The sequence below is a fragment of the Corynebacterium otitidis ATCC 51513 genome, from assembly GCF_000296405.1.
GTDB classification, from domain to species: Bacteria; Actinomycetota; Actinomycetes; order Mycobacteriales; family Mycobacteriaceae; genus Corynebacterium; species Corynebacterium otitidis.
In genome coordinates this window covers 30,646-43,869 of record NZ_JH815194.1, presented here as the reverse complement: position 1 = coordinate 43,869, position 13,224 = coordinate 30,646, and the positions used below count along the sequence as shown (strand labels likewise).

At 73.7% G+C, this 13,224-nt stretch carries 8 protein-coding genes; 7 read left to right on the top strand and 1 reads right to left on the bottom strand.

Going from position 1 to position 13,224, the window contains the following annotated elements; genetic code table 11:
• Positions 1-12: 12 nt before the first annotated feature.
• Positions 13-1,326, bottom strand: a complete 1,314-nt coding sequence (locus HMPREF9719_RS05630) for a DEAD/DEAH box helicase (RefSeq protein WP_004601015.1) — start codon at positions 1,324-1,326, stop codon at positions 13-15.
• Positions 1,327-1,438: 112 nt separating this feature from the next.
• Between HMPREF9719_RS05630 and HMPREF9719_RS05625 the strand changes: the two genes are divergently transcribed.
• The 7 genes from HMPREF9719_RS05625 to HMPREF9719_RS05595 all read left to right on the top strand — a co-directional run bounded on the left by HMPREF9719_RS05625 (position 1,439) and on the right by HMPREF9719_RS05595 (position 13,124).
• Positions 1,439-1,666 carry a DUF3107 domain-containing protein gene (locus HMPREF9719_RS05625; RefSeq protein ID WP_038075721.1) on the top strand — a complete coding sequence of 76 codons (228 nt, stop codon included), beginning with the start codon at positions 1,439-1,441 and terminating at the stop codon, positions 1,664-1,666.
• Positions 1,667-1,697: 31 nt separating this feature from the next.
• Entirely contained in the window at positions 1,698-2,627 is a 930-nt protein-coding gene (locus HMPREF9719_RS05620) for a TIGR02569 family protein (RefSeq protein WP_004601013.1), read from the top strand.
• Positions 2,628-2,630: 3 nt separating this feature from the next.
• Entirely contained in the window at positions 2,631-5,735 is a 3,105-nt protein-coding gene (locus tag HMPREF9719_RS05615; RefSeq protein WP_004601012.1) for an ATP-dependent DNA helicase, read from the top strand.
• Entirely contained in the window at positions 5,725-9,057 is a 3,333-nt protein-coding gene (locus HMPREF9719_RS05610; protein ID WP_004601011.1) for an ATP-dependent helicase, read from the top strand. Before HMPREF9719_RS05615 ends, HMPREF9719_RS05610 begins: the two co-directional genes overlap by 11 nt.
• Before the next feature lie 71 nt (positions 9,058-9,128).
• Positions 9,129-10,202: a potassium channel family protein gene (locus HMPREF9719_RS05605; protein ID WP_004601010.1), complete on the top strand. Its 1,074-nt coding sequence runs from the start codon at positions 9,129-9,131 to the stop codon at positions 10,200-10,202.
• On the top strand, positions 10,199-10,993 hold the full coding sequence (locus HMPREF9719_RS05600) for an NAD(+) diphosphatase (protein ID WP_004601009.1): 795 nt from the start codon (positions 10,199-10,201) through the stop codon (positions 10,991-10,993). The genes HMPREF9719_RS05605 and HMPREF9719_RS05600 overlap by 4 nt, the downstream gene beginning before the upstream one ends.
• Positions 10,994-11,075: 82 nt before the next feature.
• Positions 11,076-13,124: an ATP-dependent helicase gene (locus HMPREF9719_RS05595; RefSeq protein ID WP_004601008.1), complete on the top strand. Its 2,049-nt coding sequence runs from the start codon at positions 11,076-11,078 to the stop codon at positions 13,122-13,124.
• The last annotated feature ends 100 nt before the right edge of the window (positions 13,125-13,224 follow it).

The window sequence follows — 13,224 nt, the reverse complement described above, 5'->3', positions numbered from 1 at the left end:
CGGCGCGGCCACCTAGCGCCTCCCCCGGCCGCGGCGCGGCCGGTCGCGACGGGCGGGCGGCTTCGCGCCGATGACCCGGCGGGCCGGGCCCACCCGATCGTCGGCGTCCTCGGGGATGTCGAGCGCTTCGTAGAGCTCCGGGGAGTTGGAGAACCAGCGCGGCGGCTCTGGGTTTCCGAGCCCCAGCTCCTCGTCGATGACGCGCCACGCGTGCAGCTCGTCGTAGCCCACGAGCGTCACGGCGGTGCCGCTCTTGCCGGCCCGGCCGGTGCGGCCGATGCGGTGGACGTAGGTCTGCGGGTCGGTGGGCACCTCGTAGTTGATGACGTGGGTGACGTCGTCGATGTCGAGCCCGCGGGCGGCGACGTCGGTGGCGACGAGCACGTCGCAGGACCCGTCGCGCAGCGCGGCGAGCGAGCGCTCGCGCGCGGACTGCGGCAGGTCGCCGTGCACCGCGGCGACGGCGAAGCCCCGCTCGGCGAGGTCCTCCGCCGCGAGCGCGGTGGAGCGCTTCGTGCGGGCGAACATGATCGTCTTGCCGCGGCCCTCGGCCTGGAGGATGCGGGCGATGACGGCCTTCTTGTCGAGCTTGTGCGACTGGAAGACCACCTGCTTGGTGGAGGCGTGGAGCTGGTCCTCGGTGGGCGCCTCGGCGCGGATGTGGACCGGCTTGGTCATCACCGAGCGCGCGAGCCCCAGGATGCTGCCGGGCATCGTCGCGGAGAACAGCAGCGTCTGGCGGCGCTCCGCGGGGGCGAGCTCGAGGAGCTTCGTGACGTCGGGGAGGAAGCCCAGATCGAGCATCTCGTCGGCCTCGTCGAGGACGACGATCTCCACCCCGCCGAGGTCGAGCGCGCCGCGCCGGTTGAGGTCGAGGAGCCGGCCCGGGGTGCCGACGACGACGTCCACGCCCTTCTTTAGGCCCTCGAGCTGCGGGGCGAAATCCTGCCCGCCGTAGATGCACAGCACCTCAAGGGGCAGCCCGCGGGCCGCGTTTTCGAGGTCGGTGCCGACCTGGCGGGCGAGCTCCCTCGTCGGCGCGACGACGAGCGCGCGCGGCGTGCCGTCGGGGGCGGTGACGTCCGCGGAGTCGAACACCCGGTCCAGCAGCGGCACCCCGTAGGCGAGCGTCTTGCCCATCCCGGTGCGCGCCTGGCCGATGATGTCCTTCCCGTCGAGCGCGAGCGGCAGCGCGAGCTTCTGGATCGCGAAGGTGCGCTCGATGCCGCCCTCGTTGAGCGCGTCGACGATCTCCGCGGCGACGCCCAGCTCGGCGAACGATGGGTTCCTCGATTCCACGTGCACGCCACCGATAGTATCGATCATGCCCTAGCATGATCGCACGGCCGTGGCCCCGCCGCCCCCGGCAACCGGGCGCGGCGGGCGCGCCGCGCGGCGTGGAACCGGAAGGACGTGAAGTAAGGAAGTGGCAAGCGCCTTGGAGATCAGGATCGGATTCGTCGACAACTCCCGCGAGCTGAGCTTTTCCACCGGCCAGTCCGCCCAGGACGTCCGCGAGACGGTGGAGAAGGCCCTAGAGGCCAACCAGACCCTCGTCGAGTTCACGGACCAGAAGAACCGCGTGTTCCTCGTGCGCACCGAGGCGATCGCCTACGTCGAGATCGGCGCGGGCACGAACCGCGCGGTGGGCTTCGCGGGCGCGTAGAAGAGCCCCGGTGACAGCAAGTTTAGAAGCCATGAGCGATCGCGAGCACCTCTTCGTTGTGCCCGAGCCGCCCGAGGGCGAGCCCGAGCAGCCCGAGCCCGAGCAGGCGGCCAACCCCGGGCAGGCGCCGGGCCCCGACCAGGGCCCGCCGCCGCCCGAGGTGGCGCGCGCGTTCGGCGCCGACGGCGAGCCCGAGCCGCTCGGCCCCGCCTGGGACAACGGCTGGCTCGTCGGCCAGGTCGCGCTGGCGCGCTCGGTGGGCCCGCTCACCGGCTGGTCGTGCCGCGTGCGCGAGAAGCTCACCGTGCCGGGGCTGCGCATCGCCCGGCCGGTGCGCGCCACCGACGGGCGCTTCCAGGCCGCCGGCTGGCGGGCGAGTGCGTACACCCCCGGCGAGCGCAGCGCCCGCGTCGACGAGGCCGCGGCCGCCGCGCTGCGCCTCGATAAGGCGCTCGCCGGGCAGCCCGCCCCGGAGCCGGTGAGCGTCGACGACCGCTTCAGCCGCGCCGCTGAGGCGGCGTTCGCCATCGGCCCCGGCGACCCCATCGAGCCCGACCTCGGCGGCGCGGTCGCCGACGGGCTTAACCTCGACCTCCTCGGCGAGCTCGCCGCGGCGATGCGGCCCCTCACCGGGCCCAACCAGCTCTGCCACGCGGACCTCTTGGCCTGCGTCGTCTTCCGCGGCGACGAGCCACCCACCGTCACCGACCTCGTGGCGGCGTGGCACCCGTTCGGCTACTCCGCCGCGCAGGTCATCGCCGACGGGCTCATCGTCGGCGCCGTCGACGAGCGCATCGTCGACCGGTTTTCTTTCGTCCCCGAGCTCGACCAGCTCGTGCTGCGCGCCGTGGCCTACCGCATCTACGTCGACGCGCTCGGCGAGCGGCCCAACCCCGCCCGCCCCGCCGCCTTCCGGCGGGTCGTCAGCGCGCTCCTGTCCGGGGGTGCTGCCACACTGTAGGGCATGCTCCGACCACCAGAACGCACAGACGAGCCCCGGCCCCGGCTGCGCGGCCGGGCGCCCACCCGGGCCGGGCGCAGCTGGGACCACGTCGGCGGGCTGCCCACCGAGGGCTCCTGGCGCGTCACCGGGCCCGCCGGCTCGGGGGTCTCCAGCCTCCTAATCGACACGGCCGTCGCCGCCGTCGAGCGCGGCGAGGACCCCTCCGGGGTGCTCGTCGTCGCGCCGGGCAAGGAGTCGGCAGCTCGGCTGCGCCGCGGCATCGTCGACGAGCTGCTCGCCGGCCCGGCCGCGGGCGGCTACGCCGCGGAGTCCTCGCTGGCGCGGTCCGTGCACTCGGTGGCGTTCATGCTGCTGCGCGCCGGCAGCGACGACCGCCTGCGGCTCGTCACCGGCGCGGAGCAGGACTCCGAGATGCGCCAGCTGCTCCTCGGGCACGCCGAGGAGGGCGGCGGCACGTGGCCCGAGGAGTTCCGCCCCGCGCTTCCCACCGCTGGCTTCGCGAGGCAGCTGCGCGACCTGCAGCTGCGCCTCGCAGAGCGGGGCCGCGGGCCGGCCGCCCTCGAGCGGGCCGGCCGCGACTTCGGCCGGCCCGTGTGGCGGGCCGCCGCGGACTTTTGGCGCGAGTACCGCCAGGTCATCGCCCTGCAGGGCACGAGCCAGCTGAGCGCCTCCGAGCTCGTGAGCGCGGCCTTGGAGCTCGTCGAGGCCGATCCCTCGCTCATCGAGGGGCGCTGGCACACCGTGCTCGTCGACGAGGCGCAGAGCCTGGATCCCATGTCGACCCGCCTCGTCGAGGAGCTTGCCAAGCGGGCGCGGCTCTCGGTCATCGCCGGGAACCCCGGGCACGCGGTGTTCCGGTTCCGCGGCGCGAACTCCCGCTTCCTCACCACCACCCCGGTCGAGCACGAGCTCGAGCTCCCCGGCGACTTCCGCGGCGCGAAGCGCCGGGTCGTTCTCGCCGAGTCGGAGCTCGCCGAGCGGGCGGCCGTCTCCGACGCGGTGCGCCGCGCGCACCTCGACGACGGGGTGCCGTGGTCGCAGGTCGCGGTGATCGTGCGCTCCTCGGCGCAGCTCGAGCCGGCTAGGCGCGCGCTGCTCGCCGAGGGCGTGCCCGTGCGCGCCGAGGCGACTGACGAGGTGCTCGCCGAGCAGCCCCTCGTGCGCAACCTCCTGCTGGCCGTCAAGGCGCTCGGCGAGCCGCTCAGCGCCGTCGAGCTCGAGGAGCTCGCGCTCGGCCCCGTCGGCGGCGCCGACCCGCTCTCGCTGCGCCGCCTCATGCGCGGCCTGCGCCGCGCCCGCTTCGAGGCCCGCGGCATCGACACGCTCGCCGCGCTCGTGCTGCCCACCGCCCCGGACGCCGACGAGGGCCTCGCCGAGGCCGTCTGGGAGACTCTCGGCGAGCGGGAGCGCGAGATCTTGGAGCGGATCCGCCGCGTCCTTGAGGCGGGCGCCCGCGCCCGGGAGGACAAGCAGAGCCCCGAGGAGGTGCTCTGGGAGATCTGGGCCGCCACCGGGCTCGCCGGGCACCTGCAGCGCGTCGCGCTGCGCGGCGGCGCGGCCGGCTCCCAGGCCGACCGGGACCTGGACGCGGCGATGGCGCTCTTCGACGAGGCGGGCGACTTCGTCGAGCGCCACCCGCACGCGAGCGTCGACACGTTCGCCGCGGTGCTCTCCGACCGGGAGCTGCCCACCGACGTGCGCGACCGCCGCCAGGCCGCGCCCGAGGCGGTTACCGTGCTCACCGCGCACGGCGCGTTCGGCCAGCAGTGGCGCCGCGTCGTCGTCGCCGGCGTGCAGGACGACCGCTGGCCCACGCTCGCCGAGGCGGGCTCCCTGCTCGAGCAGGAGCGGCTCGTCGACTACATCGACGAGGGCATCGAGCCCGACACGATCGTCGACCGCACCGGCGAGCGCGTCGCCGAGGAGCGGCGGCTGTTCTCCGTGGCGACGACGCGCGCAACCGAGGAGACGACGGTCACCGCGATCGACAACGAGCTCTTGGAGGAGATCGACGAGCCCTCCCGGTTCATCGAGGAGCTCCTCGAGGCCGACGGCATCGAGCCGGAGCGCGTCGGCGGCCCCGCCCCCGAGGCCGTAGGCGAGGCCGACGTGCCCGAGCGCCCGGGCTTCCCGGTGCTCTCCGAGCCGGTCGTCGTCGCCGAGCTGCGCCGGGTTGCCTGCGACCCCGGGCAGCCCGACTCGCGTCGCCGCCAGGCCGCCCGGCAGCTCGCCCGGCTCTCTGAGGCCGGGGTGCCGGGCGCGCACCCGGACGAGTGGTACCAGACCACGACGCCGAGCACCCTCGAGCCGGTCGTGGGGGAGCCGCCGGTGCGGCTCTCCCCCTCGAAGATCGAGGCGCTCATCGGCTGCCCGCTGCGCGCCGAGCTCCAGGACCTGGGCGACGCGGCGGACAAGACCGAGCCCATGGCCAAGGGCATCCTCCTCCACGCCCTCGCAGAGGCCGTGACCGGCGGCGTCGACCCGGACGAGGCGCTGAGCCTCGTCCGGGACGCCTACGAGGAGATGATCACCGGCCCGGCGTGGGAGGAGCGGAGGCAGCTCGAGGACTTCGACTACGCCGCGCAGCGCACGATCCAATGGGTGAAGAAGCGCGATGGAGACAACCCGGCGTTCGGCGTGGAGGTCTCCTTCAAGGCGCCCATCGGCGACGGCGTCGAGCTGCGCGGCCGGATGGACCGCCTCGAGCGCGGATCCGAGGGGCTCACCGTCGTCGACTACAAGACCGGCACCAATGCGGTCAAGGGGGACGAGGTCGAGGAGCACCCGCAGCTCACCGCCTACCAGCTGGCGCTCGCGCGCGGCGGCGTGGCCGGCCTCGGCAGCGGGCCCGACGGAGCGACAGAAGACATCGCCGGCGCGATGCTCGTCTACCCGGCGAAGAAGACGAAGGATGTCACCGAGCGGAACCAACCCGCCAAGGGTGAGGAGGAGCTCGCCGAGTTCGGCCTCCTCCTCGAGGGGCTCGCCGAGCACCGGCGCGCCCCGAGGCTGCTCGCCACCGTCGGCAAGGACTGCGAGTATTGCCGCCTCAAGTCGATCTGCCCCGCCCGGCCCGAGGGAAGGAAGGTCACCGATGTCCGTTAGCCCCTTCGAGCTCGCCGCGCTGCTCGGCCAGCCGCGCCCCACCGAGCAGCAGGCCGCGGTCACCGCCGCGGAGCCCGGCCCCATGCTCGTCGTCGCGGGCGCGGGAGCCGGCAAGACCGAGACTATGGCTTCGCGGGTCGTGTGGCTCGTCGCCAACGGGCTCGCCGCCCCCAACGAGGTCCTGGGTCTGACGTTCACGCGCAAGGCCGCCCAGCAGCTCAAGCGGCGCATCAGGCGCCGGCTCGCGCAGCTCGCCGAGCCGGCCGCCGCCCGCGGCCTGGGCTTAAGCGAGGAGCAGCGCCGCCGCCTTTCCGAGGCGGCGCCCACGGTGCGCACCTACGACTCGTTCGCGGGCTCGATCGTCACCGAGTACGGGCTGCTCGCCCCCGTCGAGCCGGGGGCGCGGGTGCTCAGCCAGGCGGAGAAGTACGCCGTCGCCGACCAGGTCGTCGCCACGCGCGGCGAGGAGTTCGCCGGGGACAAGAGCCTCTCCACGGTCACCGGGGAGGTTGTCTCCCTCTTCGACGCGCTCTTCGAGGGCAGCATCACTACGCGGGCCGCGGCCGAGGGCACCCGCGAGGTGCGCCAGTGGATCGCGAGCCTCGACCCGGCGCCTCGGGCGAGGAGCAAAGACGGCATGAACGCCGAGAGCCGCAAGGCCCTCGCCGCGCAGGAGCGGCGCTTGGCCTACCTCCCGCTCGTCGAGGACATGATCGGGGAGCTCAAGAAGCGCCGCGCCCGCTCCTTCGGGCAGACCACCGCCATCGCCGCGACGCTCGCCGCGGAGCACCCGCGCGTCGGCGCGGCGCAGCGATCCGCGTACCGCGTCATCATGCTCGACGAGTACCAGGACACCTCCCACCTGCAGCGCCGCCTGCTGCGCGACCTCTTCGGCGGAGCGCGGGACGACGGCCTCACCGTCAACGCCGTGGGCGACCCCATGCAGGGCATCTACGGCTGGCGCGGCGCCACAGCGACGAACCTCAAGAACTTCCCCCGCGACTTCCCCGCACAAGACGGCCCCGCGCCGGTCAGGCAGCTCACCACGAGCTTCCGCAACCCCGGCGAGGTCCTCGAGCTCGCCAACGATGTCTCCGACGGGCTGTTCGCGGCCTCGGGGGAGGCGACGCGCCCCGTCGAACCGCTCGAGCCGTTCGCCGGCAACGCCGAAGGCGAGGTGACGCTCTCGTGCGTCGCGGACGCCGAGGAGGAGATCGCCCTCGTCGCCGACGGGCTCGCCGGGCGCTACCGGGACGCGCTCGAGGAGGCGCGCCGGGAGCGCGCCGCGGGCCGCATGCCCGAGCCGTTCACGGCCGCGGTGCTCGTGCGGCAGAACGACCAGCTCGCGCCGCTGGAGGAGGCGCTCAACGCGCGCGGCGTGCCCACGGAGATCGTCGGGCTCACCGGGCTGCTCGACGTGCCAGAGGTCGCCGACGCGCTCGCCGCGGCCACGCTCGTGGCCCGGCCCCAGGACAACGCCGCCGCGCTTCGGCTGCTCGCCGGCCCGGCCGTGGGGCTGGGCACGCGCGACCTGCTGGCGCTCCACAACCGCGCCCGCCACCTCGCGCGCCTGGCCCGCGACCGGGGAGAGGACGCCGACGAGGAGGCCACCAACGCCGATGAGCCGGCGGCGCTGGCGAAGCTGAAGCAGGCCGTGCGCGAGGCGCGGCTGCCCAACTCGGACGAGATCGTCGGACTCGGCGACGCCGCGGGCGACCTCGGCGAGGCCACGGGCATGAGCGAGGAGGGCCGTGAGCGGGTGCGCCGCGTCGCCGCGGCGCTGAGGGAGCTGCGCTCGAAGAGCCTCTCCCTGCCTCTTACCGAGCTCTTCACCGAGATCATCGGGGTCCTCGGGCTGCGCACCGAGGTGCTCGCGCGCGCCGACCCGCGCTCCGACGGCGCGGCGGGCACCGTGCACCTCGACCGGCTGCTCGAGTACGTCGCCGGCTTCGAGTCCATCCCCGGGATGACGCTGTCGAGGCTGCTCGACCTGCTCGCCTACGCCCGCAAGCACGATCGCGGCCTCGAGCGCGGCGAGGTCGTCGTGCGCGGCGACCGGGTGCAGCTGCTCACCGTCCACAAGGCCAAGGGCCTGGAGTGGCAGCACGTCGTCATCCCGCACTGCACGAAGTCCTGGGAGCCGACGAAGGGGAAGATCAAGGAATACCTCACCGGCGCGACGGTCCCGCCGGCCGGGCTGTCGGGCGCCGACGACGAGCTCGACATCGACGACCTCGAGGTGGAGAACCACACCGACCTCAAGAAGGCGATCGCCGCGCTGCGCGGCGACCTCTACGACGAGCAGGCAGAAGAAGCCCGCCGCCTGTTCTATGTGGCTCTCACCCGCGCCGAGAAGAGCGTGACGGTCACCGCGCACCGCCGCAACGACAAGGGCAAAGAGACAGAGCCCTTCGAGCCGTTCCAGCGGCTCCACGACGCCCGCCCCGACGCCGCGGGCACGTGGCTCAACTCCCACGAGGTCGAGTACGGGGAGGGCGCGAGGCCCGCCAAGCCCGAGGCGCGCTTCCCGTCGCTGCCCGAGGCCCCGGAGCCGGGTATTGCCGAGGGCGCCCGCCTCGTCGCCGAGGCCCTCGAGGAGCCCGCCGAGTCCGGCGAGGACGAGACCTCGAGGCTGTGGGAGCGCGACGTCACCGCGCTCGTCGACGAGCGCCGCGCCCGAGAGGCGGAGAGCGCCCCGGTGGAGATCTCCGCTGAGCTCACCGCGAGCGACCTCGTCAACGCCTCGCGCGACCCGGTCGAGTTCGCCCGCCGGCAGCGCCGCCCCGTGCCGTTCAAGCCGAACTCGTACGCGAAGCGAGGCACCGCCTTCCACGAGTGGGTGGAGCGCCACTTCGGCGGCGGGGCTCTCATCGACGAGGACGAGCTCTTCGACCCCGGCAACGCGGATGTCAGCGGCCGGCAGCTCGAGGACCTCAAGGAGAGCTTCTTAGCCAGCGGGTGGGCGGAGCACACGCCCGAGTCGGTGGAGCTGCCCTTCGAGATCACCGTCGGGCCGGCGGTGGTGCGCGGCCGGATGGACGCCGTCTTCCGCGACCCCGATACCGGCGGCTACCTCATCGTCGACTGGAAGACCGGCCGCCAGCCGGACGCGGAGGACCGGCGCAACGCCGCGATCCAGCTGGCGGTCTACAAGGCGGCGCTGGAGAAGAGGCTGCGCGCGGCAGGCGAGGAGGCCCCCATTCGGGCGATGTTCTTCTACGTCCGCCCGGGGGTGGCCGTCGAGCCCGACGACCTGCCCGGAACCGAGGAGCTCGCGAGGCGGCTGCGCCTCGGGGAGGCGCCCGGCGGCGCCGCCGACTAGCATGCCTGCCACAAGAGGGCGCGCCCGATAGGCGGGCCAACGAGTCGACCGGGGAGGATCCCGAAGGCCACATGGCGAAACGGTTTCGGCCCCGCGGCGGGGACGGGGAGCGGCTGAGCTCCCTGCCGGTGCACGCGCTGCTCGGGGTCATCTCGATCCCCGGGCGCGTCTCGCGCAGCCCGTGGGCGCTCATCGCGAGGCGCGTCGCCTACGCGGTGGGCATCCTCTTACTCGTCGCGGTCATCGTGTACCTCAACCGCGACGGCTACTCCGCGGACCTCACCGTCGTCGACGCGCTTTATTATTCCGCGGTGACGCTCTCGACGACGGGCTACGGTGACATCACCCCCGTCTCGCAGGGCGCCAGGCTCGTCAACACGGTCGTCGTCACGCCGCTGCGGATCCTTTTCCTCGCGGTGCTCGTCGGTACCACCCTGTCGGTGCTCACCGACGAGTCGCGGCGCTCGTGGCAGATCAAGCGTTGGAGGCAGCGGGTGAAGAACCACACCATCGTCGTGGGCTACGGCACGAAGGGGCGCTCCGCGGTCGCGGCGCTGCTCGCCGACGGCGTGTCCCCGGAGCGGATCGTCGTCATCGACACCGACCCCGCGGCCTTAGAGCGGGCCCGCTCGGCGGGGCTGGTCGCGGTGCGCGGCTCGGGCACCCGCGCCGAGGTCTTGAAGATCGCGGGCGTGGGCGAGGCCCGCTCCGTCGTCGTCGCGCCGAACACCGACGACACCGCGGTGCTCGTCACGCTCTCGGTGCGGGAGCTCGCGCCCAGGGCGCTGATCACCGCCTCGGTGCGCGAGTTGGAGAACCGCCACCTGCTCAAGCAGTCGGGCGCGGACTCGGTGATCGTCTCCGCGGAGACCGCCGGGCGCATGCTCGGGCTCGCGACCGTCACCCCCTCGGTCGTGGAGATGATGGAGGACCTCCTCTCCCCGGGCGAGGGCTTCTCCGTCGCGGAGCGCTCCATCCTCGACGAGGAGGTCGGCGCCAACCCCCGCACTCTCGCGGATATCGTGTTGGGAGTGGTGCGCTCCGGGGAGCTCTACCGCATCGACTCCCCGGAGGCCGACAGCGTGGAGCCGGGCGACCGGCTCCTCTACGTCAAACGAGTCGAGAGTGAGGACGCCCTGCCATGACCAGCGAGCCCGACGCGGCAGACAAGCTCATCCTGGCGATCGATTCCCGTGGCCGGCTCGCCGTCCGCGGCGACGGCGAGCCCGTTTTGCGCCCCGCCGGGACCAACGGGGCGCGCCACGCGCTCGCCGGGCGGCTCGACGGCCGCCCGGTCCTCGCGGTGCGCGTCGCGCCCGAGGACGTCGACTCCATCGCCGCCGACGAGGACGCCGAGGTCGGCAACATCGTCTCCTCCTCGCACAACCAGCTCGTCGTCCGGGGCGCGGCTCTCCTCGGCAACCAGGAGCGGCTGCGCTTCGACCCCGCCGATGGCAGCACCCTCGTCTACGACGACGACGGCCGCGTCGCGTTCGGGAAGCGCAACGCCGAGGTCTTCCCCCGCATCGACCCCGCTGTCATCGGGCTGATTAACCTGCGCGGCACCGACAAGGTCCTCATCGCGGAAAACAAGCGCCGCCCCGGGCTCTTCACCCTTGTCGCGGGCTACGTCGAGGCCGGCGAGGAGCTCGAGGACGCGTTCGCCCGCGAGGCCTTAGAGGAGACCGGGCGGCGCATCAGCGATATCCGCTACCTCGCGAGCCAGGCGTGGCCCGCCTCCGGCTCGCTCATGGTGGGCTTCAGCGCCCAGACCGAGGACGAGTCCGCGGTCCAAGACACCGACGGGGAGCTGCTCACCACCCGCTGGGTCTCCCGCGGGGAGGTCGCCGCCCAGCCGCTGCCCGGCCGGGGCTCGATCGCGCACCGCATCCTCACCTCGTTCGCCGAGGGCGCGATCCGCTTCCCCGACGAGTAAGCCCACCCGCCTCCCCGGCGGCGCGCCGGGGCTAAGGGGAAGCCACGTCACCGATTCGAGAAGGGGGCCGAGGACGGCCGCGATGATTGACCTGAGCGGACTCGACGAGGACCAGCTCGCCGCGGCCACCGCGCCGCGCGGGCCGGTGTGCATCCTCGCCGGGGCGGGAACGGGAAAGACCCGCACGATCACCTACCGGATCGCGCACCTCGTCGACGAGGGGCTGGTGAACCCCTCGCGGGTGCTCGCCGTGACGTTCACCTCCAGGGCGGCGGGGGAGATGCGCGACCGGCTCGCCCACATGGGCGTCGCGGGCGCGCAGGCACGCACCTTCCACGCCGCGGCGCTGCGCCAGCTGCGCTACTTCTGGCCTCAGGTCGCCGGCGACCTGCCGTGGCGGCTCATCGACAACAAGTTCCCCTTCGTCGCGCGCGCCGCGCGCGCCGCGGGCTTAAGCGCCTCGACCGACCTGCTGCGCGACCTGCTCGGCGAGATCGAGTGGGCGAAGGCCTCGCTCATCGGCGCGGACGGCTACGCCCAGAAGATCGCGGGCCTCGACCGGGAGCCGCCCGCCGACCCCGCGAAGGTCGCCGACGTCTACCGCCGCTACGAGGAGCTGAAAAACACCCCGGAGGGCATGCTCCTCGACTTCGACGACCTGCTCGTCCACACCGCCGGCGCGCTGGAGAACTCCGCCGCGGTCGCCGAGGAGTTCCACGAGCAGTACCGCACCTTCGTCGTCGACGAGTACCAGGACGTCACCCCGCTCCAGCAGCGCGTCTTGGACGCGTGGCTCGGGGAGCGCGACGACCTCACCGTCGTGGGCGACGCGAACCAGACGATCTACTCGTTCACCGGCGCAAGCCCGGACAACCTGCTGGGCTTCTCGCGGCGCTTCCCGCACGCCACCGCCGTGAAGCTGCAGCGCGACTACCGCTCCACCCCGCAGGTCACGGGCCTGGCGAACACGGTCATCGGGCGGGCCCGCGGGCGGGCGGCCGGCACCCGCCTCGAGCTCGAGGGGATGCGCCCCGACGGGCCGGAGCCCGAGTACCACCAGTTCCCCGGCGAGCCCGCCGAGGCGCGCGCCGTCGCCGGCCAGATCCTCACGCTCATCGACAGCGGCGTCGCCCCCTCGGAGATCGCCGTGCTCTACCGCGTCAACAGCCAGTCCGCGGTCTTCGAGGAGGCGCTCGCCGACGCGGGCGTCGTCTACCAGGTGCGCGGCGGGGAGGGCTTTTTCCGGCGTCCCGTCGTCAAGGAGGCGATGCGCGCGATCGTGCGCGCCGCGAAGGCCAACCCCGCCGCCGACGAGAACCTCGGCGCCAAGGTGCGCGCCGTCCTCGAGCCGCTCGGCCTCACCGAGAAGGAGCCGAGCGGCGCGCAGGCCCGCGAGCGCTGGCAGCTGCTCGGCGCGCTCGTCGACGTCGTCGAGGACCTCGAGCGCACCATCGCGGGGCTCGACATGCGCCGCCTCGTGCGCGAGCTCTCCCGCCGCGCGGAGGACAAGCAGCCGCCCAAGGTCGAGGGCGTGACCCTAGCGAGCCTCCACGCCGCGAAGGGCCTCGAGTGGGACGCCGTGTTCCTCGTCGGCCTCGTGGAGAACACCCTGCCGATCAGCCACGCCATCAAGGCCGGCGACGAGCAGATCGAGGAGGAGCGCCGCCTCTTCTACGTCGGCGTCACCCGCGCCCGCGAGCACCTGCACCTAAGCTGGTCGCTCTCCAGGAAGGAGGGCGGCAAGGGCTCGCGGAAGCGCACCCGCTTCCTCGATGGGATCGCCCCGCAGCTCGAGGGCGACGCGCGCCGCGGCCGCGCCCAGCGGCCCAAGCGCTGCCGCGTGTGCGGCCGGCCCCTCGACACCGGCTCCGAGAAGGTCATCGGCCGCCACGAGGACTGCCCCGCCGGCGAGGACGCCGAGCTCTTCGAGGCGCTGCGCTCCTGGCGCGCGGAGACCGCCAGAGAGGCCGGCAAGCCCGCGTTCATGGTCTTCTCCGACGCGACGCTCACCGCGCTCGCCGAGGCGCAGCCTTCAAGCGAGGAGGAGCTCCTCGGCGTGCCCGGGGTCGGGCCCGTCAAGGTGGAGCGCTACGGCGACGAGCTGCTTAACCTCCTGTCGACCTACCGCTAGCGGCCCGCCAGCACGCCGGGCAGCGCGGGTGGCTCCTCGCCCGGCCCCGCCGCGAGCCGGCCACCGGGTCGACGACGAGCATCGCCCCGGCCCGCGGCGC

Bases quoted from the DNA above. Each gene is read 5' to 3' on its own strand.
- HMPREF9719_RS05630 (WP_004601015.1), bottom strand. From the start codon at position 1,326: ATGATCGATACTATCGGTGGCGTGCACGTGGAATCGAGGAACCCATCG.
- HMPREF9719_RS05620 (WP_004601013.1), top strand. From the start codon at position 1,698: ATGAGCGATCGCGAGCACCTCTTCGTTGTGCCCGAGCCGCCCGAGGGC.
- HMPREF9719_RS05615 (WP_004601012.1), top strand. From the start codon at position 2,631: ATGCTCCGACCACCAGAACGCACAGACGAGCCCCGGCCCCGGCTGCGC.
- HMPREF9719_RS05610 (WP_004601011.1), top strand. From the start codon at position 5,725: ATGTCCGTTAGCCCCTTCGAGCTCGCCGCGCTGCTCGGCCAGCCGCGC.
- HMPREF9719_RS05605 (WP_004601010.1), top strand. From the start codon at position 9,129: ATGGCGAAACGGTTTCGGCCCCGCGGCGGGGACGGGGAGCGGCTGAGC.
- HMPREF9719_RS05600 (WP_004601009.1), top strand. From the start codon at position 10,199: ATGACCAGCGAGCCCGACGCGGCAGACAAGCTCATCCTGGCGATCGAT.
- HMPREF9719_RS05595 (WP_004601008.1), top strand. From the start codon at position 11,076: ATGATTGACCTGAGCGGACTCGACGAGGACCAGCTCGCCGCGGCCACC.